General features: G+C 40.1%; 12 protein-coding genes and 1 pseudogene. 9 read left to right on the top strand and 4 right to left on the bottom strand.

The window, feature by feature from the left end; translation table 11 throughout:
• Positions 1 to 276: 276 nt before the first annotated feature.
• The 7 genes and pseudogenes from AK823_RS14315 to AK823_RS05330 form a co-directional block, all read left to right on the top strand.
• Positions 277 to 843, top strand: a pseudogene (locus AK823_RS14315) (type I restriction-modification system subunit M N-terminal domain-containing protein); the annotation flags it as partial.
• A 133-nt stretch (positions 844 to 976) separates the two neighbouring features.
• Positions 977 to 2,845, top strand: coding sequence for an N-6 DNA methylase (locus AK823_RS05355; RefSeq protein ID WP_343286420.1), 1,869 nt, complete (start codon positions 977 to 979; stop codon positions 2,843 to 2,845).
• Positions 2,845 to 4,071, top strand: coding sequence for a restriction endonuclease subunit S (locus tag AK823_RS05350; protein ID WP_068327016.1), 1,227 nt, complete (start codon positions 2,845 to 2,847; stop codon positions 4,069 to 4,071). The genes AK823_RS05355 and AK823_RS05350 overlap by 1 nt, the downstream gene beginning before the upstream one ends.
• Positions 4,072 to 4,088: 17 nt before the next feature.
• Positions 4,089 to 5,933, top strand: coding sequence for a DUF262 domain-containing protein (locus AK823_RS05345; RefSeq protein ID WP_068327013.1), 1,845 nt, complete (start codon positions 4,089 to 4,091; stop codon positions 5,931 to 5,933).
• Positions 5,926 to 8,445: a DUF262 domain-containing protein gene (locus AK823_RS05340; RefSeq protein ID WP_068327010.1), complete on the top strand. Its 2,520-nt coding sequence runs from the start codon at positions 5,926 to 5,928 to the stop codon at positions 8,443 to 8,445. The genes AK823_RS05345 and AK823_RS05340 overlap by 8 nt, the downstream gene beginning before the upstream one ends.
• Positions 8,438 to 11,608, top strand: coding sequence for an HsdR family type I site-specific deoxyribonuclease (locus AK823_RS05335; protein ID WP_068327007.1), 3,171 nt, complete (start codon positions 8,438 to 8,440; stop codon positions 11,606 to 11,608). Before AK823_RS05340 ends, AK823_RS05335 begins: the two co-directional genes overlap by 8 nt.
• Positions 11,605 to 12,342: a SprT family zinc-dependent metalloprotease gene (locus AK823_RS05330; RefSeq protein ID WP_068327004.1), complete on the top strand. Its 738-nt coding sequence runs from the start codon at positions 11,605 to 11,607 to the stop codon at positions 12,340 to 12,342. Before AK823_RS05335 ends, AK823_RS05330 begins: the two co-directional genes overlap by 4 nt.
• Positions 12,343 to 12,382: 40 nt before the next feature.
• Here AK823_RS05330 and AK823_RS05325 read toward each other — a convergent pair whose 3' ends face one another.
• The 4 genes from AK823_RS05325 to AK823_RS05310 all read right to left on the bottom strand — a co-directional run bounded on the left by AK823_RS05325 (position 12,383) and on the right by AK823_RS05310 (position 15,613).
• On the bottom strand, positions 12,383 to 13,060 hold the full coding sequence (locus tag AK823_RS05325) for a hypothetical protein (protein WP_068327002.1): 678 nt from the start codon (positions 13,058 to 13,060) through the stop codon (positions 12,383 to 12,385).
• Between the two features lie 134 nt (positions 13,061 to 13,194).
• Positions 13,195 to 14,289, bottom strand: a complete 1,095-nt coding sequence (locus AK823_RS05320) for a WYL domain-containing protein (RefSeq protein WP_068327000.1) — start codon at positions 14,287 to 14,289, stop codon at positions 13,195 to 13,197.
• A gap of 54 nt (positions 14,290 to 14,343) precedes the next feature.
• Positions 14,344 to 15,201 carry a protein phosphatase 2C domain-containing protein gene (locus tag AK823_RS05315; RefSeq protein WP_068326998.1) on the bottom strand — a complete coding sequence of 286 codons (858 nt, stop codon included), beginning with the start codon at positions 15,199 to 15,201 and terminating at the stop codon, positions 14,344 to 14,346.
• A gap of 112 nt (positions 15,202 to 15,313) precedes the next feature.
• Positions 15,314 to 15,613: an IS3 family transposase gene (locus AK823_RS05310; protein ID WP_068326995.1), complete on the bottom strand. Its 300-nt coding sequence runs from the start codon at positions 15,611 to 15,613 to the stop codon at positions 15,314 to 15,316.
• Between the two features lie 952 nt (positions 15,614 to 16,565).
• Here AK823_RS05310 and AK823_RS05305 point away from each other — a divergent pair.
• Together AK823_RS05305 and AK823_RS05300 are read left to right on the top strand one after the other, a co-directional pair.
• On the top strand, positions 16,566 to 19,052 hold the full coding sequence (locus tag AK823_RS05305) for a hypothetical protein (RefSeq protein ID WP_068326992.1): 2,487 nt from the start codon (positions 16,566 to 16,568) through the stop codon (positions 19,050 to 19,052).
• A gap of 3 nt (positions 19,053 to 19,055) precedes the next feature.
• Positions 19,056 to 24,920: an RHS repeat-associated core domain-containing protein gene (locus AK823_RS05300; protein WP_068326989.1), complete on the top strand. Its 5,865-nt coding sequence runs from the start codon at positions 19,056 to 19,058 to the stop codon at positions 24,918 to 24,920.
• Positions 24,921 to 24,922 lie beyond the last annotated feature (2 nt).

Genomic DNA, 24,922 nt, shown 5'->3' with positions numbered 1-24,922 from the left:
AAATTTGAGAATCAATAGCTACATGTCTTGATATTGTTGATTGTAGAGTAACTATAGTTTAAGTTACCGCTGATCACTTACGACATTAGATGACGTGTGACTCTCTATTACTATTTAATGGTCTTTTATCTTAACTATACTGACGCTAGACTAGAGCTTATATATAGTAACGCTTTAGGTCAGTCTATATGACAAGCAAACAAGCTGTAATGTGATACCATTCTTCGATAATTTTTTCACTTAATAAAGTATCCTCTAATCATAAGACTTATAACTATGGCACTTAAGAAAACCGAGATTTATTCTACCCTTTGGGCAAGTTGCAATGAGCTACGCGGTGGCATGGATGCCAGCCAATACAAAGACTACGTATTGACCATGCTATTTATGAAGTACGTGTCTGATAAATATAAAGACGATGCCTTTGGCGATATCGTAGTACCAGAAGGTGGTAGCTTCGATGACATGGTGGCGCTGAAAGGTGACAAAGAGATCGGCGAAAAGGTCGACAAGATTATCGCTAAGCTGGCTGAAGCCAATGGCCTGCGTGGTGTCATTGACGTGGCTGACTTCAACGACGAAGAAAAACTGGGCAAAGGCAAAGAGCACGTTGACCGCTTGTCTAAGCTGATTGGTATATTTGAAGGTTTGGATTTATCAGGCAACCGTGCTGATGGTGATGATCTGCTGGGCGATGCTTACGAGTATCTGATGCGTCATTTCGCCACCGAATCAGGTAAGTCAAAGGGGCAGTTTTATACGCCATCAGAAGTGTCACGTATTCTAGCGAAGATTATCGGTGTAGATGACAATACACCACTAGACGCAACTGTCTATGACCCAGCCTGAAATACTTATTACGTTTAACTGTTGGTGACATTATATTGCTTATGTCACCATTAATAAAACTAACATGGTGACATAATATTTAGGCGTAAATGGCCTGTATTTAAGAGGCTAATGTCATGTCACCACTATAATATGTTACGGATACGCCGGTTCAGGTTCTCTACTGCTAAAGGTTAGTGATGAAGCACCAAACGGCTTGACTATCTATGGTCAAGAGATGGATTTCGCGACTACCGCATTGGCGAAGATGAACATGATATTGCACGGGGCCACAGGCGCTGACATCTATAAAGGCAATACTCTATCTTCCCCGCATTTTGTAGAAGGCAGTCAGCTTAAGACTTTTGATTTTATCGTGGCAAACCCGCCGTTTAGTAATAAAAACTGGACCAGTGGTTTAAACCCGGAGTCTGATGAGTTTGACCGTTTCACTTGGGGTATTCCGCCCGAGAAGAACGGTGATTATGCTTTCCTTTTACATATCATCAAAAGTTTAAAAAGCACTGGTGTTGGCGCAGTGATTCTACCCCATGGCGTGCTGTTCCGTGGTAACGCTGAAGCACATATCCGCCAGAACTTAATCAAGCAAGGCTACATTAAAGGCATCATCGGCTTGCCAGCCAACCTATTCTACGGTACAGGCATCCCTGCTTGTGTCATCGTGATAGATAAAAATACTGCAGAGAGTCGAGCAAAAGGTGACGCGGGTCTGTTTATGATAGATGCCAGCCGCGGCTACATGAAAGATGGCAATAAAAACCGCTTACGTAGCCAAGATATTCACAAAATCGTCGATGTCTTTAACTCTCAAATCAATCTAACAGGCTATAGCCGAATGGTTGAATTAGATGAAATCATTGATAACGACTATAACTTAAACATTCCTCGCTATATCGATGCCAGTATCGATGAAGATCAGCATGATCTGACCGCGCATTTAAAAGGCGGTATCCCTGTTGCCGACATCGACTCTCTAGAGTCTTATTGGCAAGTACTACCTACCTTACGCCAGACGCTATTTTCTGATTTACGTGATGGTTACCGCGAGTGTCTCGTGGCATCGACTGAGGTCAAAGCAGCGGTATTGGCTCATCCTGAGTTTATTGCCTTTGCTGAGCAAAGCTTAACGCCATTCAATGACTGGTGGCAAGCTATCCAGCTGAGTGAAATCACCAAAGGCGATAGACCTAAAGCCCTTATTCATAAAATCAGCGAAGATTTGCTACAGCGCTACGAAATAGCGCCCCTTCTCGATAAATATGATATCTATCAAATATTGATGGACTACTGGAGTGAGAGCTTGCAGGACGACATCTATGCTATTAGTCAAGATGGCTGGCAAGTAGGCGCACAGCTGCGCAAGTTGGTCGTGGCTAAAGGTGAAAAGCTTAAAGAAGAGCCTGACCTGACTATCAATAAGGTGAAATATAAAGCCGAGCTGATTCCGCCTGCGCTCATCATCGACCGCTACTATAGCGATGAGCAAGCCCATATCGATGAAATGCAAGCCGAGCTAGATACTGCCTCGAGTACCATAGCTGACTATACGGAAGAGCATGGCGATGAGGAAGGCTCACTAGCAGATGCTGCTACGGACAAAGGCAGCTTTACTAAGTCGAGCGTCAATGCACGTCTCAAGCTGGCCACCGATAGCGATGAAATCGAGGCACTCAAGCAACTGCTCGCTTACTTCGAGCTAGAAGCCAATGCTAAAAAGGTATTAAAAGAAGCGCAAGAGGCGTTAGATCTAGCAGTATTTAAGCACTATCCGACTTTGGATGAAATGGCTATCAAGACGCTATTGATTGATGATAAATGGCACGCCACGCTACAAGGGCGTATCGAAGATGAGATTGAGCGCATCACTGCCCAGCTTGCCAACCGTATTAAGGAGCTGGATGAGCGTTATGCTGAGCCTTTATCGCAAATCGTAGATGAGGTGGAGACATTAAGTCAAAAAGTACAAGCGCATCTGCAAGCGATGGGAGTGGCGTAATGAGTGAGGTTAAATTACCTGAGGGTTATAAACAGACTGAGGTTGGCGTTATTCCTGAGGATTGGGGTTCGATTAAAGTTCAAGATGTCTGTGATTTTATCGTTCCTGGTCGAAATAAACCTCAGAAATTTGATGGCGATATTCCTTGGATAACAACTCCAGACTTGATTGATGGTAGAGCGGTATTTTTTTCGCGCTCAGGGTTAAAAATTTCAAAAGAAGTAGCAAAAACTGTTGGCTCTAAAATCGTACCGGCAGGATCCGTGATTATGTCTTGCGTGGGCGAGCTGGGACTGGTTGCAATCGCTGGCGTTAATATTGTCATCAATCAACAGCTCCATGCATTTTTGCCTTCTAAAAAAATAGATAACTATTTTTTAATGTATGCGCTAAAGGATCAAGAAAGTTATTTTCACGGAGCAGCGACTAAGACTGCGCTGCCCTATTTAAACAAAGACAACTGCAATGCGACACCATTGCCCTTGCCCTCAATCCAAGAACAAACCGCCATCGCCACCGCCCTATCTGATGTCGATAATTTAATCCAATCGCTAGAAAAGCTGATCGCGAAAAAAGAAGCCATCAAAATCGGCACGATGCAACAGCTACTCACTGGCAAAACACGCTTGCCTGAGTTTGCTACTCGTGAAGATGGCAATCCAAAAGGGTTTAGACAGACTGAATTGGGAAGAATTCCTGAGGATTGGGGTGTAAAAAAATTAGGTCAAATTATTGAACTTAAAAGTGGGGAAACAATAACATCAAAAGATATTAATTCTGATGACCAATTTCCCTGCTATGGCGGTAATGGTTTACGAGGATATACCTCAACTTTCAACAAAAATGGCGAGCATGTTTTAGTAGGCCGTCAAGGTGCGTTATGCGGTAATGTCGAATATGTGAATACTAAGTTTTTTGCGAGCGAACATGCTTTAGTTGCTACAGCAATAGATGATTGTAATTATAAATGGCTAGCTTATGTGCTTAATAGAATGAACCTCAATCAGTACTCTGAATCATCTGCTCAACCTGGATTATCAGCTCAAAAACTTAAAAAACTCACAGTTGCATTACCGATTAAGCAGGAACAAACCGCCATCGCCACTATTCTCTCTGATATGGATACTGAGATTCAGGCATTGCAGCAGCATTTAGACAAAACTAAAGATATTAAGCAAGGCATGATGCAGCAGCTGTTGACAGGCAAAGTGCGGTTAGCGCACTAAGATTATAAGGAAATAATATGCAAGACAATCAACTAGAGATGAAAACAATAAGTTATTTATTAGATGAACAGTTTTTTATACCCGCCTATCAAAGGGGCTACCGCTGGACTAAACGGCAAGTGACCGACCTACTGAACGACCTTAAAGAATTTCAACAAAAGGCTAAAAAGAAGGAGTTCTATTGCTTACAGCCCATAGTCGTTAAAAAAAATCAGGACAAATGGGAGGTTGTAGATGGTCAGCAGCGTTTAACCACTATTTATATTATTTTAAATTATCTACAGGAACTATTTCCCAAGGTTATTAAGTCATGCTATCAGCTTAGCTATGAAACAAGAGCAGATTCCGAAGCTTTTCTAAAAAACATAAATAATGATCTTGCAAAAAACAATATTGATTATTTCCATATCAGTAACGCAAAAGTAGCTATTGAAGAATGGTTTGATGATGAAGATCCTATGTTACCCTTCAAGCTCACTCAAACTCTGTTAAATAGTGATGATATAGAACCTAAGGTCAAGTTTATATGGTATGAACTCAGCGAACATGAAAATGCCACCGAGGTATTTACCCGATTAAACATGGGTAAAATTCCATTGGTTAATGCAGAACTTGTCAAAGCATTATTCTTAAAGTCTAGCAACTTCAAACGCAACGAAAATAAAGATGATAAGAATAAAAGCATCATCGTTGACTTAGAGCAGGTAAAAATATCGCAAGAGTGGGATTCAATCGAAAAGAGTCTACAAGATGACGCTTTTTGGTATTTTTTAAGTAAAGAAAATAAGAAAGACAATCGCATAGAGTTTGTACTAGATCTTAGAGCTGCACAGTTAGATTGTGTAGAGAAAATTATCGAAAGCGACAAGCTAAGAACCTTTTTACAATTCAGCTCATGGCTTGAAAATGATGACATTAATGTCAGTGATGAATGGCTTGAAATTAAACGAGTATTTATGGTACTCGAAGAGTGGTTTAACGATCGCTCGCTTTATCACTTAATTGGCTATTTAATCCATCAAGGGCATGATATCAAAGATATATTTAAAACTAGAGATAACAGTCACAGTAAAAGTGACTTTAGAACCAGACTGCTTAATAAAATAACACAATCAGTGTTTTTTGACTCCCAAAACCTCTCTCAAGATTTTGAAGCACTTGAAAGTATTATCGAGACACTCCTATCCTCACTCAGTTATGAGAGCAATAAGCAGCATAATCAAATACGTGGCGTCCTATTGCTGTTTAATATAGTTAGTTTGCTGAACAGCGATAAATCGAATGCTAGATTCCAGTTTGAGCGCTACAAATTAGATAAATGGGATATAGAGCATATAAGTTCTGTGGCTTCAGACATGCCAAAAAATCAGGACACGCAAAAAAGATGGCTTGAACAGATTGTTGATTACATTTCAGACGGTGATGTTGTTGATCAAGAAAAACACCTATCAGTTAAACAAACTACTGAAGCACAGCTAATTAAAGAACAAGCGACTAGCCTGAATAGATCTTCGTTCAAGTACTCACAGTTTGAAGAGTTATATCAGCGTGTCACTCAATTTTATAACCCTAGTAGTGATGATGAAGTAGATAACTCTATAGGTAATTTAACCTTACTTGATAGCGGCACCAATCGTAGCTATAAGAATGCTATTTTCCCTATTAAAAGAAAATGCATTATTGAACTTGATAAACAAGCCACTTATGTCCCTTTATGCACTAAAAACGTGTTTTTAAAATACTATAGTAAAAACGTAGATGAAATGCTGTTTTGGAAAGACAAAGATAGCTCAGATTATCAACAGGCGATGATAGACACATTTACTGATTTTTTCTGTAGCAAGGAGCTTAACCATGGATAAGGGTGAAAAAATAACGTTTTGCGAGTTATTTAATAGAGTCGAGCGTGTTGAAATCCCAATTATCCAACGTGACTACGCTCAAGGCAGAGAAGATCAACATGAAGTTAGAAACCTGTTTTTGGATGCCCTATCTACAGCACTAACAAAAAACCGAGCAGTATCTAACCAATCTCTAGATTTGGACTTCATTTATGGAAGTATAGAGTCTGATAAATCCTTTTCAGTACTCGATGGGCAGCAACGACTGACTACTCTGTTTTTACTGCATTGGTTTTTGGCAGTAAAAAATAACTGTACATCTGAGTTCAGGAAGCATTTCACACTTAATAATAAGTCTAGATTTAGTTATAAGACCCGCCCAAGCTCAGCAGAATTCTTTGATGCTTTAACCTCGGATGCAAACTTTGAAGATAAGTTCCATCAATCTGAAAGATCAAACAAACTAAAAATAAGCGAGCTAATCAGCGATTGTAAATGGTTCTTTTCATCGTGGAAGCTAGACCCAACCGTCCAAGCTTGTTTGCACATGTTAGATGCCATTGAGCAAAAGTTTAGCAGTGTTGAAACCAATTTATATCAAAGACTGACTGAGACTGAAATTCCTTATATTACCTTTCAGTATCTGGAGTTACAGTCCTTTGGTTTAACTGATGAGCTATACATTAAAATGAACGCTCGCGGTAAGTCACTGACTTCATTTGAGCACTTCAAGGCCAAACTTGAGCAAACTATCAAGTCATATAGCAGCGATTGGCCTATTTATCAGTTAGATATTAAAGGTTTTGATGATGCACTGGTAGATGGTTATAGGTACTTCATCCATAAGATCGATACTGATTGGGCAGATTTGTTTTGGCCATATAGAAATACAGCTACGAAAGATGATACTTACGATGATGAGCTTATGAATTTTATTCGCTTAATCATTTTGTATCAATATTTATTAGACAATAACATTACAAGTAATGACTTCAATAAAGAAGATTTATCAAGTTTATTGGGGACAGGATCTAAACTATTACCGACTACAATCTCTCAATACGACAAACTTAAATGCTTAAATCAAGCGTTTATTAAAAAATTAATAAATTGGCTTGATATACTATATAAAACTAATTCAGAAGAGAGCTTTACAACCTACTTATCTAACAATAAATACTATGATGAGAATGAAGTTTTTAAGAAGGTTTTGCAGAATGATACAGACTATAAAAACAAACTAAGATTCTTTGCTTTTTATTCTTATCTTGCAAAAAACGAGGCGTCATTAAACCAAACTGAACTGATGGAATGGACTCGTGTAATATACAACTTAACTGAAAACACAATAGTGGACGGCACTGATATTTTCTATCGTACTATACAAAGTATTAGCTCTCTAAGTGATATTAAACAGCCCATTTTAAATATATTGACAAGTGAAACCAAAATTACAGGATTCTCAGGAGATCAGGTTCTTGAAGAAAAAATTAAAGCTCACCTGATACTGAAATCAGGCGATTGGAGAGACGCAATTCTACGGGCTGAAAATCACCTGTTTTTCAAAGGACAGATAGGCTGTTTACTCAACTTCTCTGGTGTTCTTGAATACTATCGCAATAATAATAGTTGTAACTGGGATAGCATTCAAGATGATGTTTTCTACAATAATTTTGAAAAATACGATCAATATTTAGGTTCTGTCTTTAATCTAATAGCTGATGGCTCTTCACATATAGACTACTTGTGGGAGAGAGCGACCCTTACTAAAGGTATGTATTTTACCAAAAAGAAATGGTACGACCGTTATAACTTGCTAAGCACTCAAGAGACTAGAAACAATATTGATCGGGATCATAGCTGGAAACGTCTATTGCGAATCGGTTCTACCGAGATGGAAGATAAACAGGCATACGTAAAAGCTGTACTAGATGATTCCAATTTCAATGCTAATAATATTAAATCATCACTACAGAATATTTGTGATATAGCATTGGCTAGTAATGGTTTAGAGAAATGGCGTGAGTATTTAGTTCAATATCCGCAACTTTTCAGCGACTGTAAACAAGGTTTTATTCTAAAAAATGATGATGAGTTTATCTTGTTTAAAGAAGCTCAACGCAACCATACACAATATGAACTTTATACACGCGTTATTGAAATTAAACTAAGACAAGACAAATCCTTAATAAAGCCCTTTAAAAATCTAAATTATCAGGAAGTCATGTCTAGTACCATACCTGCCAGTCTGAATATAGAAGGTTGGCGTCATGCGGATAGTAATTACTACTTCGAAATTTTAAAAGCCCCAGAGAACTTCGTAATCCAGTTTAAAAACGGCTCATCAAACGATTACCCTCAAAAAGTTAGTGATGTAATTGAAAATAATGGACTTCAGCGCGAATATACTAAGCACGAGGAAACAGGCGACGAAGCAGTGCACTACGAGATTACCTCATTAACAACGGTAGATGACGTTATTAGTCAGCTTATTCAAACTTGTAGCTCATTGAGGAGTATTGAGAATGAGTAACGTCACCGACATAGAAAGACTCACTCAGAACCGTGTCGTACGCTTTTTCACCGATACCCTAGGCTATCGCTATCTAGGCGACTTTAAAGACAGACCTAATAACAAGAATATTGAGTCTGAAATTTTGGCAGCATGGTTAAGCTCACGTAATGTCAGTCGCACTTTGCAAAACCGAGCCATTAACGCTTTAGAAAAAGCAGCCGCTCTCGGCAGTGGCATTAAACTATACGATGCCAATAAAGAGGTTTATAGACTACTGCGCTATGGTGTCAAAGAAAAAGAAGGCACTGGCGATCATAAAGAGACCATCTGGTTGATTGATTGGGACAATATTGAGGCCAATGACTTTGCCATTGCCGAAGAAGTTTCTATCGCGGGCGAAAATAAAAAACGTCCCGATATCGTCCTTTATGTCAACGGCATTGCATTAGGCGTTATTGAACTTAAACGCTCTAGCATCAACGTCACCGAAGGCATCCACCAGAACCTAGATAACCAAAAGAAAGAATTTATTCGCGGTTTCTTTAGCAGCATACAACTGGTTATGGCAGGTAACGATACCCAAGGCTTACGCTATGGCACAATCGAAACGCCTGAGAAGTATTACCTAGAATGGAAAGAAGCCAACCCCAATCATACGCCACAGTCTGATACTAGCGTACCGACGCATCTTACTTTAGCAAACGCTAACTTCACCGATCAGCCCTTAGACTTCCATCTGTATCATATATGCAATAAGCACCGATTCTTAGACATCATCAATAACTTCATTGTTTTTGATTCGGGTGTCAAAAAGACCTGCCGACACAATCAATATTTCGGAATACAGGCGGCAAAAAAAAACATTGCACAGCGCAAGGATGGGATTGTTTGGCATACCCAAGGCTCAGGCAAAAGCTTGACCATGGTTTGGCTGGCTAAATGGATACGGGAGAATGTTACCAATAGCCGTGTACTCATTATTACTGACCGTACTGAGCTTGATGAACAGATTGAGAAGGTCTTTTTTGGTGTCGATGAATCAATATATCGCACCAAGAGCGGTGCTGATCTTATTAGCCAGCTAAATCAGCCTAACCATTGGTTGCTCTGCTCCTTAGTTCATAAATTTGGGCGCGGCGGTGATGATGATAGTCATGACAGTAAAGACACAGACGACTTTATAAAGGACATTCAAGCCAGCTTACCGTCAGACTTTAGCCCTAAGGGCGATTTATTTGTCTTTGTCGATGAGTGTCACCGTACTCAGTCTGGCAAGCTGCACAGCGCTATGAAGGCATTATTGCCAGAAGCGATGTTTGTCGGTTTTACTGGCACGCCACTTCTTAAAAAAGATAAAAAGAAATCTATTGAGGTATTTGGACCCTTTATTCACACCTATAAGTTTGATGAAGCGGTTGCTGACGGTGTGGTATTGGACCTTCTATATGAAGCACGTGATATCGATCAACAGCTTACCTCCTCTAAGAAAGTCGATGAATGGTTCGATGCGCATACTCGTGGCTTAACCAATATTGCTAAAAGCCAGCTTAAGCAAAAATGGGGCACCATGCAGCGGGTTCTGTCTAGCCAATCGCGCATTGAATGCATCGTCAATGATATTTTGCTCGATATGCAGCAAAAGCCCAGACTTATGGACGGTCATGGCAATGCCATGCTGGTCTGTAGCAGTATTTATCAAGCCTGTAAATCTTATGAGGCCTTTGAGAACTCTTTCTTGAAAGGCAAAGTGGCAATTGTGACCAGTTACTTACCAACTGCAGATAGCATCAAAGGGGAAGAAACTGGCGAAGGCATGACAGAGAAGCTTTTCAAATATCGAATCTATCGCAGGATGATTGCTGATTATTATGATATCAGCGAACAAGAAGCAGGCTCTAAGGCCGAGGACTTTGAAAAGTCAGTTAAAAAACGCTTCATCGAAGAACCAGGTCAAATGCGACTGTTGATAGTTGTAGATAAACTACTGACAGGATTCGATGCACCTTCTGCTACTTATCTATATATTGATAAAAAGATGGCTGATCACAATCTTTTTCAGGCCATTTGCCGGGTTAACAGACTCGATGGTGCAGAAAAAGACTATGGCTATATCATTGATTATCAGGATCTATTTCAGTCTTTAAACAGTACTATCTCTGACTATACGCAAGGCGCGTTTTCGGAATACGAAGATGAAGATATTGATGGGCTGTTAAAGAACCGCTTAAGTGCGGCAAAACAAAACCTAGATGATGCCCTAGAGATGGTTAGAGGACTGTGTGAGCCTGTTAAATACCCCAGAAATACACAAGATTATGGCGCTTACTTTTGCCCTAGCGAGGGCACGACTGAGGCTGAAAAAATAGAACAAGAACAGCTTAGACTCACCCTGTACAAAAGCGTCTCCAAGCTGATACGTGCTTATGGCAACATCGCCAATGAACTGGCGGAAGCGGGATATAACGATCAGGAGATCAAACGCATCAAAGATGATGTAAAGCACTTTGAGTCGGTTCGTAATAACATCAAGCTTATGAGTGGCGACCATATCGATATGAAAAGCTATGAGCCAACCATGCGTAGGATGTTAGACACTTATATTCATGCCACACCTAGCGAGACGGTTATCGACTTTGAAGATTTAGGACTTATTGAGTTAATTGTCAATCAAGGGCCTGAAGCTTTAATCAAAGCCATACCTGAGGATATAGCGAGCAACCCTGAAAACGTTGCAGAGACCATAGAAAACAACGTGCGCAAAACGATTGTCGATGAAAACCCCGTCAACCCTAAATACTATGAGCATATGTCTGCCCTACTCGATGAGCTCATTGAGCTACGCCGACAAAAAGCCATTGCTTACGCTGAGTACTTACAAAAGATACGCCAGCTAGCCTCTAAAGTAATCAACCCGACTGGCACAGCAAGTGGTGCCGCATATCCTGAGACCATTAACACCCCTGCTAAGCGCGCACTATATGATAACTTGGATCAAAATGAGGATTTGGCAGATAAAGTAGACGCAGCTATCCGCCTCCATAAGCAAGCAGATTGGCGAGGTCATTTAATCAAAGAGCGCAAGATTACAAATGCGGTGCATCAGGTCATCAAAGAATATGAAGTTGATACTGACTTAGAAGAGCTGATTAGTTTGGTGAAAGCACAACAGGAATATCAGTGATTGTTAAGTCAGCGCTTGTTAAGATTGGCGAGTTAGATATACATCTAACTCGCAAGGATATTAAAAACCTACATATCAGCGTGATGCCACCTGATGGACAGGTCAGAGTATCTGCGCCTGATGCTATGACCGATACGGCCATTCGGATGGCTGTCATCCACCGTATACCTTGGATTCGGCGTCAGCAGGCTACCTTTGCCAAGCAAGAGCGTCAATCTACAAGGGAGATGGTAAATGGAGAGACGCATTATCTTTGGGGCAGGCGTTACCGGCTCGAAGTGATTGAGCTTGATGACCTAAAGTCTCAAACCGTCAAACTAAAAAGCGGCAAGCTTATACTAACCGTAAATAAAGGGCTATCTGATGAAGTAAAACTTAAGCTATTGTCTGAATACTATCGTGGCCGACTAAAAGCTAGAGCACCCGATCTTATCGATAAATGGTCGAAGAAAACTGGTGTCACTATCAACGATTGGCAGATCCAAAAAATGAAAACCAAATGGGGCAGCTGTAATATAGAAGAAGGCACAGTACGGCTTAACTTAGACCTGTCCAAAAAGCCACTGCCCTGTTTGGAGTATATCATCTTGCATGAATTGCTACACTTCAAAGAACGGCAGCACAACGATAGATTTAAGGCCCTGCTCGACACTTACATGCCCGATTGGCAATCTAGACGCGACTTACTCAACCAGATGCCATTAAACCAAGAAAACTGGAAACATCAAGAGTAGTGCTTTAATTATAGACTAACGCTTAGGTCTAAGCCTCTACCTACTCCTCAGCATATATCGCCTTTAACCCAAAAGCATTAAACTCATCAGTACTACTTGAACTATAATAGATAGACACATCATCATTAGATAATAACGCTTCAACAGCATCTGCTACGTAAGCAAAAGCTTCCATTGGTAAGCTTTGAACGCTCTCCATTCCAATAAACAATCCTCTAATATCATGAGCTTTTGCAAGTTGACTGATAAAATTATTTGTTGTTACTTTTATTAAATCTGATTCAGACTCACCTGTGGCACTTGCTTGAATGAATTGAAATAAATTGCCACACTCAAACAGACTTTTGATATCTACAACATCTATACCAATAATTTTGCTTGCGGAATTTACATCAAGCAGTTTAATAACATCCTTTACTTCATCTGGCTGACACTTAACAATGCCCTCTATGATATCCAAGCTCTCAAACTCACCATCATCTATTTGTAGACCTACTAAAAAATCAGCCCCTACTTTCTCTTTTAGTGCCAATAATGCTTGTTCATCCCAACCATCGCTTATGATAAAACAACCAATGATAGATAGTGGAAAGTCATCCATATTTGGTTGGTATAAAGCGGCAGCGGGCGTTTTCTTCCAATGCAAGTCTTCATTCTGAGGTAAAGTATATTTAGAGGTGTTGCCTGATTTTGGCCGATCAATACTGTTACTTTTCATAATCATGTCGTCCTGAGTTACACAAAGTTGTTATAAGTTTTATTTACTCTAATTTTAACAAACACCTTTAATTATTCTTTTAAAATCCTTACTACTAGACCTTTCACAAAAAGTTAATGCACCTTTTTGAGTATTTAGTTTTTTTCATTATAAAGCTGCATACCACTTTTTAGACGCTCAAGAATAACCGCTTTTAGCTCACTTGGCTCTACTACCACTGCCAACTGCGACATACTCACTAGCCAATCTTGCAGACGATGAGTATTAGCAACCGTGGCGCGCACCTCATTCCATGTGTCATCGATAATGCTAATAGTTTGATCCTCTGATAAAGGACGCTCATAGAGATGCTGACAAGCATATTTTTGCACCTTTAAAACTAAATGGATTTGGGTACCATCATTTAGCTCAAGCTTGCCAAGTTTATGCAGGTTCTGTAATGTAAAAGCATTCCGCCCTACCCAATCAGGTATTGGCTCATTTATTACATTAGCTTCAGTAATACGATTGACCGCAAAATTACGATGCGTTTTTAACAGCACGTCATCATCGATATGATCATCAGCAGGGTTAAAGCCTGTGAGATAAATCATATTGTCAATAAAGATAAGTCCTTTTGGATAAACCACTCTTTGAACAGCACTATCATCCCATTTATTTTGATAGCTTATTTGTAATTGGCAATTTTGTAGCAAAGCTTGATGAATACTAACAATCACCTCATTATCAAGTATAGGAGCCTGTACCACACTAGGTAAAGTAATGAGATGATCTTGCCATTGTCCTAGTGGACTTTGATGGAAATTATTCTTATCCTGTCGATGTAATTGGGTGAGCTTATCTGTGATACTTTGCTTGAAAGAAATTGGTAAATAGTTTGCGGTATATTTATCCAGCATCTCCCAAAAGAACACTGTTTGCTCGTTAATGATATCGATACTAAAGCTCGGCTCAATATAAAACCGTGCTGTCTGTCCACTGATGTTTTGCCCCCACGCTGGTACTCGAACCAAGGCTTCACTATACAAAATATCGTTAAATATTTGATTTAAGCCAATCAAATCGTTTTCTAAGTTTTTACGCTCGTTAGCGAAATTGTTAGGATCATCACCATATTCAATCATAAGCTCTGTTAATGAGATAGCTTTGGCTTTATCACGAGGTAAATACTGATACAGCGCAAATAGACGTGCTGATTTTGTGTAGCTTGCGATTGGATATGTGGGCATATTGGCTTCTCTACTACATTAATTAAGTAATGAGTTCATTATTAAAATAAATATTCAAACAAAACGAACCAATATTGCCGTGCCATTATCATAAGCATTGCCATCTGAATCATAGACTTGGTCCTTAAGAGTGATTAACCAATTTTGTAAATCCGTTTCCGCACTGACAAGTTGCCACTCATGACTCGACACTAAGTCATGGATACCATCCGTGCAAACCAAGATACAGTCGCCACTATTAATATCAATCTTACGTGAGTTACTTTCTGGTGCTTCACTGCTTGTATAGCTGTCATCAGTCGTCAATGCAAAGCATTCAGTAATGCTATATAAGCTCCCCGCCATGCCCTCTAAGTTATAGTCTGCAAACTCCGCTTGGCGACCTTGCTCGTGTGCCTGCTGGTCAATAAGTTCATTTAACAAGTTATGATCCCGAGTCAGGCACTGCCATTGTGACGCGCCTTTAGGCAGCCGATAAACACGACTGTCACCTACATGGGTTATCGTCGCCTTTACTATTCCATCATTATCTAGCTCTCCGACCACCATTGCGAGGGTTGCTGCGGCGCCATGACGCTTAGATGAGTGCTTGGTTTGATGAATCAGATGATGAATACTGTCTGAACTGATACTCTTCTGATCATTCCATAACCGCCTGATCGCTTTTACCACTGCCTTTGAACAATGCTGCGAGCGATTGGAGCTTGCGACACCGTCAGATACTGCCAAGCAAAATGGCGCTGCAACCGGTGTCACTGCCATCACTCCTAAGTCCTCTTGATACCAGTGATCTAAAAAGAAAAAAGCATCTTGTTGCAGGCTATTACTGGCATTACCTAGGAAGGTAATTACACAGGCTTGTGCTATAGAGGAGTTACCTTTTGAAGGACAATTATTAGGAGAAGCGGTCATGATTATAAGCCTATATGTTTATCATAAAGACTAGTATAGCGAACAACCTATAATTTTATTTTCTAGGTTGGATAACATTACGGCTGTTGGTGGTCATCTTGTTTTTACCGCGTCAAACCCCTTGCAATCCATGTTGCTTCATTAGACGATCAACAGTACAACGAGCAACCTTTATGCCATCAGCTTTCATCTGCTGCCAGACTTTACGAGTGCCATAACGACATTTGCTATCCTGCCAGATGCGCTTAATCTCGCTGATATAGAAGCCACCATGATGGCTGCGCAGTGATCGCTTTTCAGGATGAATTTCTAAGCCTTTAGCAAGACGATAAGTCGATGGAGCAATCGGTAGAGCCCTACAGATAAGCTTGATTCCATAAAACTGTTTGTTGTCATCGATGAAATTGATCATTACTTGGGTGGGCTAAAAAAGCGACCACCTTGCGTATGATCTAGTTAGCTTGCTTCAGCTCTCTCTTCTCACGTTCAAGCTCTTTGATGCGCTGACCTTGACTTTGAGCTTATACAGCTTCAAAAATGGTTTGTTCTATGTGCTTTTTATACCATGATCGTAGATTTTCAGGCGTGCAGCCAATCTTTAAGGCTATGGCTTGGATGGCTGACCATGTGAAGGGATAATCGCTTGATGCTTCAATCAGCATGTGAACAGCGCGTTCTTTAATCTCAGTAGTGTAGGTTTGTCTTCTTATTGTCGTACTTTCTCAGAAAGTTAACTTTCCGACAGTCTCAGGGCGATTTTTAGTGATCAACAACTTATGTGAGAATATTTTAAGGTTTAATTTCACAATATATCTATGGGTTTTCAATATTGAGGATAATTTTTGATATTAAAAATACCTCTTAGAGCTATACCTAACAAAGCTTTAAGGGGTTAATACGTTTTGAGATTTTGTTAGATAAGAAAATTAAACTTATAATTTATATGTAATGCGTATTACGCTCTAACTTAGAATGGCCCTAAATCCATATTTATAATTGTAACTGATTAATACAAAATATACATTTAGTCAAACTCAATATAGTGTAGGTTATTAGTATGTAATGAAAATTATTATCATTAATGGTAAAGCTAGTGCTTCATGATTTCAGTCACCTGCGGAAAAGCATTCTAAGCTAGGTTTGGAATTTAATTCTCCTCTAATTTGAAAGCTGAAATCATTTGGTGATAACTAATATTTAATAGCGCTCACAATGTCTATCGGGCTTGGGAAACAATGTAATTGGATAAAATTAATTAAATATTGGTCACTCTCTAATTTATACATCATCTGGGATTCCACACCACCCATATTTGATGAACGTAAAAAGTTTTGGCAGTTGGCAAAACTTTAAAGGAGAAATGTATGTCAGGACAATATTTTAATTTACCTAAGAGTATTCCTTGGAGACAAATTGCCGTCAGCCCAGATATGATGGATAAAACTTTCTGCAGTAAATCATTTCCATTTACGTTTCGCTCATCGATGGCGATATCTGTGTATGAACCACTCTTCGAAGACTTACCTGAGGAACTTTGTGGTGATCAAATTACATACATTAAAATCACAACATCCATCACTGGTTATCAGCCAAAAAAATCGGAAAAAGGTTACTTAGATGCTTTTTCCGATTTACCTGAAGAAGATATTGAACGAATGCTGGGGATTCCAAGGGATGATGAAGATTATCAGGAATATAAAGACCGCAGAGAAAAAGTGTTGGAGAGGATTACATCAGATTACCTCGCTTGCTATGGAGTAATACTCAATGTTGCAATATTTCCATATCCTTCTACTAAGAAAGTATTCACCTTAAGAAAAAAAATAGATTTTTCGATGCTAACTGAAGCTGACGACTCCTTTTTATTACCGGGTACAACATTAGATAACCCCTATCAGCATTCATCAGAAATAAGCTTCGAATCCATTTCAGAACAGGAAAACACTCTTGTTAATTTGATTACAACGGGCAACAACAGTGATTCTGAGCTGCATCTTTCTTCAAAGATGGTTGTTACCTTAACAACCATTACGGGTATGCCAGCAGTTGAGATCAAAATTGTATATTTGGGTGAACAGGGCGTAAAATTTCAAGCATTTGGTTCAAATGGTCTAGTAGGCAGTGCCCAATCAGTTTCCGAACCCGATCAGGTTCATACCCTTCGAATAGAAGCCGAAGGTATTCAAAAGGTAATTATCATCTCACCTGATGGCAAAGCTTCACTTCTTGAGTTTGCCTATTTTACTAGTAAAGATGAATCTCTATCACTTGATGACTACCCTCATATAATTGATTTTGAACCTAAACGCAGAGATTTATATCAGGCGGCAACCGAAACTGGGGAGGTTCTATCAGGCTCAAAGTCAGCGCTTTCTACTAACAAAGCACTAACCCATACCGAGAGTAGTGAAAGCAGTGTAACATTTGGGGCATCAGCTTCTTTTGTACCAGAACAACTCACTGGAGGCTTGGGTGGAGAAGCATCGGTTTCTACAACGCAAACCAATACTGAAACGGATCAGGACCAATGGAGCGTGCAGACAGATGCATCGCGTGAGCGACGAGAAACACAAGGCGCAACAACACAACTCAGTCAAATGTACAATTTAATAACGGGCTATCATGCCGGTACCAACAGAGCCTCTTTTCTCAGTCTAGCGCGTCCTCATGTACTGCAACCAACAGATTATCGAACTTTTGTTCAAGGGATTCGTGCAATTGAAGGAATGCAGGAATACTTCTTAATTGTCTCTAGGCCGAAAGGAATTGAAGGGCTTTGTATAGAAGCCTCACTTGAAACGGGACATTATCCAGAAGACACGGTAATTGAAGATCCGTCTGAAGAATATGATGAAACACATTTAGACTTCAAAACCAAACTTTATGAAGCGAAAGGTGAAGTACTAAGCTCCATACCATTCAATGATAAGGACGCTCAATGTGTCATTATTGAAGAGAGCTGGACAATGCCAGCAGGCTACATTGTCGATCAAAGGCCAGAAAGAAAAAGATTAGCGACTGATGAGCCCGAACTAGGTTGGGATAATGGGCATCCTGGAGTGTCCTTTCTTGGTTCGAATGCCGGTCTGGGAAATCCAACACTAAACTATGGAGTTACTGACGGATCACTTACTGTTTCGGGAGAGCTTTGTGGTGGGCAGGCTATAGAAGCAGTTATTGATGCTTTATCAATTGATGGTCCAACGTCTAAATTCGAAGGAATATTTAGGGTTTTTCTAAGATCAGAGCTTCCAAATACTAGCCACCAAGAGCCGAAAGCAGATATTGGTCGACTCCTGATTACCAACCGAAGTCTATGCACTTGTTTTAAGTCTGGGAAATGTATTGAGGTTGTGCCCGTACCACCTTCAAAAACACCACCAGAAAGAGACCCTATATCTATTGAGTCTATTGTCGATGAACCAATGATCAGAATGAATAAATCGCTAATGACTAAGAATGCAAGTAGACAAAATAAAATGCCACTTGCAAAGGAGTTTATCTCGAAAGTACAAGCAGCACTGGCCAATAGTAGTAATAGTGCGAGCCGTCGTTCATATAAAGATGACATAGGACTATTAGATAGCGATTACTTTAAAGACCAAATTAAAAACATATTACCAAGAAATTATCTAGAAAGACCTCTTTGCGAGGTAAAAGGACTATCGAGTGAAGTAATTGAAGCCTTAGGCGAAAGCTCGACTATTGATAGTATTTTATCGATGAGTTTGACTAAGTTTGCTAAGAAGGCAGGACTGACTACGGCAGAAGCCTCGAAAATAAGGAGGTACATTTTGGGCATGACCTTGCCAGATGATAATAGCGGCAGGCCAAACAGCAAGGAGCAGTAGATTATGAATACATCTAACTGTTCTAAATTAGAAAATCTTAATGACCAAACTAATAATGAAGATGAAAATGAAGAATATCAAGCTCGCTATATCGATGCAATATTAGAGTGTTTTCCAGCCTTAGCAGAAGAGCTTGCTGCGGCTCAGAAAGAAGGAAGAGATCCTGTTGATGTCGCGAACTTCATTGCAGGTGAGATGAGTCAGTCGAGCAATCCTGCATTGGAAATTGAAATATTAGAAAAGCTGATTCCAATCACAGAAAAAAAACAGCCTGTTCGCGCAGACCAACATAAAGATAACTTGGCCGATGTCGGTGCTGATCCAGTCATGATGTATAAAGGTCAGTTCATTCACAATGTAGATGACATACGTATCAATGGCGCGGGTATTGATTTTGTTTTTAGCCGCCGCTATAGAAATCAGACCATATTCAATGGGCCGCTTGGTTATAACTGGATACATAACTTTCACGTTTGGCTAAGGGAAGGCTCATCAGCTATTTTCCTATCTACAGGTGATTTTCGTGAAGAAACGTATATAAAACATCCCCGTTTCGGCGAGACAATAAATAATGAATTTGATTACTGGATGCCACCGGATGGAAGTCATGGCATTTTCTTTGCAGAAAATGGCTCCTATGTGCTTCGTCAGCCAAATGGTGCGCGGCAAGTATTTGAAGTTGATCCAAAACACAGTTTTTTACACCGATTGGCAAAAATAGAAGACCGTTTTGGAAATCATTTAACGCTCAGTTATGATCCCGCTACCGACCAGTTAAAAGATATTGAAATAAACCATCCGGGAAGATATGTTCAATTTGCTTACGATACGCAAAACCGTATTTGCTCTATCAGCAATTATACCAATCGACAATGGAATTATACTTATGACTCTATCGGCGACTTAATTGCAGTTACTTCACCTTCAACAGACCGCTACAAGTGCGGCCTAACAGTTTGCTATGAATATAGTTCTACATTCCAAACTGGAGATTTGCAACATAACTTAACTCGAATAATTGATGCAGCCGGCCAGATATATCTTGAAACAGAATACGGTAGTTCTCCTGATCTACAGAATTACAACCGTGTCACTCGGCAACGTCAAGGCGGCGGTCAATATCAATTTACATATGAAATCATCGATCAATTTTTTGATGCTGATTATCCAGCAGAACAGCGACCAACGAATAAAACCACCCTGATTGAAAGAAATGGCCAATCCATATGTCACATTTATAATAAGTTTGGAAACTTATTGCAGCGAGAACAATGTGTCATTGAGAATGGTCTACTGCGAAAACTAATCGAACAGTACCGTTATGATCGAGATGGCAATGTCGTTTCATCACTGAGTCCTGAAGGTGTTTTGACCCAGCATATGTTCGGACGGGATTATTTTACCCGTCATCATCCGTTGATGGAAAATGGAGATATTCCAACAGAGCAATTGACATGGAAAGAGCGGCAAGCTTTTAGTCGTATACTTACCACAACTCGCCGTGGCGGCTATGCAAATTTTAATAGCCTTACTTTAACGCAAGGTATATGGGGAAACTTCCCAGACATTCTTGATGGTCACTTCCCTGCAACTATAGATAGAAGCCAAGATATCATTGTCAAAATGACTTATGAAGATGAATTTGGTCAGCTACTCACTATTTCTGACCCCCGATATACCGAAAGTGCTAACCCTGATGCAAACGAATTTCAATCGTATGATGATACGCTCACTAAGTATTCCTACACTGGCCTCACCAAACTTCTTTCAAAAGTTGAATACCCTCAGCCACACTTGCCCGATAATCAACCACAACCAATCGTTGTTGAACTATTTACCGATTATGATTCAAAAGGCCGATTACTACGCTCAATAAATCCAGTCGGCGTTGTTACACAACGTAGTTTTTTTGAAGATCAAAACGAATTATCTTTTGGACATTTGCAGCAGATCGTTGTCGATGTCGGCGGCTTTGACATTACAGTGCGTAATGAGGTAGATGAGCTTGGTCGTACAACTGCTGTTCATGCGCCAAAATCAGTAGCTGCAGCTGACGGACGGTTTGTGACTCACACTTCATATAACGAGCTCGACCAAGTTATTGAAACAACATCCACAGCTCCATTTAATTTCAAAGCCCAAAAGTTTTATGATCGAACCGGTAAGCTAGAAAGGATAGATATAGATTTAAAAGATGAATTTGGGCAAGCAGAGCTAGGTGGGTCAAGCGTCGCTACCTTTTGCTATGATGAAGAGTTTAACTTAGTTAAGACCACAACAGGAGGTATTGATTTAGACACACACCTCGTCACCAAGTATGTTTATGACAGTGCTGGTCAACAAATCCTGACCATTTTACCTAAGAGTAATCAAATCCGTACTTGTTATAACGAACGACAATTACCAGCCTCTCAAACGACTGGAGCAGGATCGGAAGATGCAGCCACAACGCGGATGGAATATGACGGTGATGGACGAGTGCATCGTTCATTTGATGCTCTTGGTAACCCAACGACGTTCGAATTTGATGTATTTGGCCGTGCTATCGCCACAGTAGATGCTTTGGGTCACATCATACGAACTGACTACGACAAAGCCAGTAATGTTACCTGCGTAAGATTCTTCGAAAAACAATTCAACGGTTACTTTTTATTGTCTCGTAGTGAGACCGAATACGATGAGCTCAATCGTGCTATTCGTAATGGCGTAGATCGCTTTGAAGAACCATTAGGCCCATTTTTATTAAGTCAGCTTGATACCATAATGTTAGATTCACCCAATCCAGCTGGTTTAGTCGAAACTAAAACAATATATGACGCTAATAGCAGAGTTGTAAAAACTGTTGATCCGCTTGGGCGTGAAGTACATTTTGCATATGATAACCTCGATCGCCCTACTCTTGTTACCGACTCACTAGGTAATCAAACTCTCACCCAATATGATGAGCATAATAACGTCATTCGCACAGACCAGATTGGCAGTGTGCTTGCAGAAGACGGAACAGAAATTAGTAAACGATTTTTTGCAAGCAGTTCAACATTCGATGAACTTGATCGTGTGACAAGTCAAACAGACAGTCTAGGAAATATCACTCGCATATTTTACGATAGCCGTGACAATATGGTACGACTGATTGATCCACTAGGAAATGAGACGAAATCAACTTTTGACGTTTATAATCGGCTCATTAAATCCACTAATTTTCTAACCGATACTGGTGTAGGACCAGTCACACCAGCAGCAATACCAGTGATGACGAAACAAGAATATGATCTTAACAATAACTTGATATCAGTAACTGATGCCTTGGGTCGAAAAACACGTTATCAATATGATGCGCTCAATCGCCGTCGGGCTATCATTTACCCGAATGACAGTAAGATGCTGACCGACTATGATAAAAATAGTAATGTAATTCGTACGCAGGACAATAATGGCTTACAGCGCTTTTTTACACTTGATACGTTAAACCGTACGACACGCATAGATGTGAATACAATTAATTTATCTACTGATCTCGTAGTTGCTGGAGCCACCTTTGAACGCTATGAGTATGATGGTCTTGATCGCCTAATAATGGCCGAGAATGATTTTGCTATTTGTTCTTTCCGATATAATTCGCTGAGCTGGCAATTGCAAGAGACTATTACATATATTGTAAATGAAGCCCCGCTTAAAACTCCCTTCACCATCACTCGAAAGTTCAATGATGTCGGTGCTCTTACAGATTTGACTTACCCTAGTGGGCGCAGTCTACACATAGATCGGGATGACTTAAACAGAAGGACAAACACACAAAACATCGCAAATGGAATTGATTATCCTGGCGACTCAGCATCGATTGATATTCGTCCAATTGCTCAAATGATTTACGCGGGTCTACAACCTGATCAATGTGTTTTTGCTAACGGTGCCAGCACAAGCTATCGACATGATGGTGGTGGGCGCTTGATTGAGATAGCTCACAGTGGCCCGAATGCAGCGCATTTAATAATCCAATACCTTTACGATGCCGCTAACAATGTACGTATACGAAATGATGTGCTGACAGCTGGCCCCCGTACGGAACGCTTTGCTTATGATTCAATTTACCGACTCGCGCATGAATTTAAGCCAGATACAACTGAGTCCTTTGACTTATCTAATTTTGGAATATCAAATACGGAACTAGCAAACCCGTTACCCAATCGCCAATCCGCTATCACGACCTTGATAGGTGCGTTAGAGCTGCCTCAAATACCGAAAACCTATGATTATGATCTAGTCGGTAATCGTGATATTGAAAGAACGTCTGATGGTAATAGTATCAATTATGATCCCGATCAATTGGATCAATACAGGTCTCGCGGTAACACAAACTACACCCATGATGACAATGGCAACCTTAAGGATGATCAACAGCAATTCTCTACTTACGATGCGCTCAACAGACTAGTGCAAGTATGTGCAGATAAAGAATGTATCAATGAAATTGCTGTCTTCTGGCACGATGCGCTTGGGCGCCGTATTCTTGAGCAACTCGGTGGTCATGTTACCCAGTTAGTTTCTGATGGAGATGACGTTATTACTGAGTATCGAGATGGCGGCCTCTTTGCGCAATATGTTTATGATGATGGTATAGATAACCCTCTACACATTGCGACTAACGGTGTTGAGCATTGGTATCATACAGACTTAGTAGGGTCGATTCGTCTGCTAACTGATGCTAACGGTGATTCATTTGGAGGATATCGCTATACGCCCTTTGGGGAGTTAGTTGAATTACCCGCTAATGAGATTTTTAATCCTTGGCGTTATACCGCTCGGAGATTTGATGTTGAGCTTGAAACTTATGACTATCGGGCGCGGCAGTATAACCCTCAGACTGGTCGATTTGTGCAGCGTGATCCTAAAGGAATGGTTGATGGGACTAATTTATATAGTTATGTAACTAATAATTCACTAATTTTTAATGACCCCAAAGGTACAGACTCAAGACCTGAGAGCAATAATTTTTATATAGATGACAAAAGCAGTCCACCTAGCAGTTATTCATATAAAGTTCCTAGTTTTAATAATCCATATTCAGAGGCTTGTCCAAGTGGGTGTCACCCTATTGGTCCAGGTCCTCAGCGTAATGGTATCGAAGAAAGCCTAAGAGGTACTATTAATGGAGTTTCTAAATTAAAGGGAAAGGCTGATGACCTTGTAATGAAGGGTGAATTTGCATTACGAGATGTACTGGGTTGGGGCTTGAATCAATCTATGCGGCCAATTGACTACATAGAAGATAAGCTGGGTGGTCCTGGAAGCCTTAGTTATAACCCAGTTGGTGCTCGTATCAGCGGAGCTAGAGTATCAATTGGTGTTGCCTCCAAGTGGTTAAGGTCATTTCAGAGAGTTTCAAAAGCGATGGCACCTGTTGCTGCGCATTCCGATGATCTTAGTGTTTTCATCAAACGACAAAGAGCAGTTACAGACCCTCAAGCACAAGCAGTTCGTGCACTCCGTCACTCGAATCAGCCATTAGACCATGTTATGGCTAAACTAATTAAACGTGGACATATAAAAATTGTTAATGCAAATCTCCCAGGGGGTGGACAATACAACTGGGGCAGCTCTACACTTCAGATAGATTTTAAAAAAATCCATTGGATGGACGATCTAGCTGGTATAGTAAGGCATGAAGGAACGCATTACTTGCAAGACATGAGAGGAATGGGTCATAAATATCAAAAATGGATGATAACTATGGAAACTGAGGCTTATATGAATCAAATCGATAATTTAGAAAATATTTTCCCAATAATTTTCGGATCAAATCTATATACATCTGGGAATGCAACCAGTCGGAAAGAGCTCGCCAAATTTCTTGAAAGCTTAAAATGAGT

The organism is Psychrobacter sp. P2G3 (assembly GCF_001593285.1).
GTDB lineage: Bacteria > Pseudomonadota > Gammaproteobacteria > Pseudomonadales > Moraxellaceae > Psychrobacter.
Note: the sequence above shows the minus strand (reverse complement) of the source record. Positions and strands in the feature narration are given on the sequence as shown.

Excerpts from the sequence above, each read along its gene's own strand:
- AK823_RS05350 (WP_068327016.1), top strand. The coding sequence starts at position 2,845 with ATGAGTGAGGTTAAATTACCTGAGGGTTATAAACAGACTGAGGTTGGC.
- AK823_RS05345 (WP_068327013.1), top strand. The coding sequence starts at position 4,089 with ATGCAAGACAATCAACTAGAGATGAAAACAATAAGTTATTTATTAGAT.
- AK823_RS05340 (WP_068327010.1), top strand. The coding sequence starts at position 5,926 with ATGGATAAGGGTGAAAAAATAACGTTTTGCGAGTTATTTAATAGAGTC.
- AK823_RS05335 (WP_068327007.1), top strand. The coding sequence starts at position 8,438 with ATGAGTAACGTCACCGACATAGAAAGACTCACTCAGAACCGTGTCGTA.
- AK823_RS05325 (WP_068327002.1), bottom strand. The coding sequence starts at position 13,060 with ATGAAAAGTAACAGTATTGATCGGCCAAAATCAGGCAACACCTCTAAA.
- AK823_RS05320 (WP_068327000.1), bottom strand. The coding sequence starts at position 14,289 with ATGCCCACATATCCAATCGCAAGCTACACAAAATCAGCACGTCTATTT.
- AK823_RS05315 (WP_068326998.1), bottom strand. The coding sequence starts at position 15,201 with ATGACCGCTTCTCCTAATAATTGTCCTTCAAAAGGTAACTCCTCTATA.
- AK823_RS05310 (WP_068326995.1), bottom strand. The coding sequence starts at position 15,613 with ATGATCAATTTCATCGATGACAACAAACAGTTTTATGGAATCAAGCTT.
- AK823_RS05305 (WP_068326992.1), top strand. The coding sequence starts at position 16,566 with ATGTCAGGACAATATTTTAATTTACCTAAGAGTATTCCTTGGAGACAA.
- AK823_RS05300 (WP_068326989.1), top strand. The coding sequence starts at position 19,056 with ATGAATACATCTAACTGTTCTAAATTAGAAAATCTTAATGACCAAACT.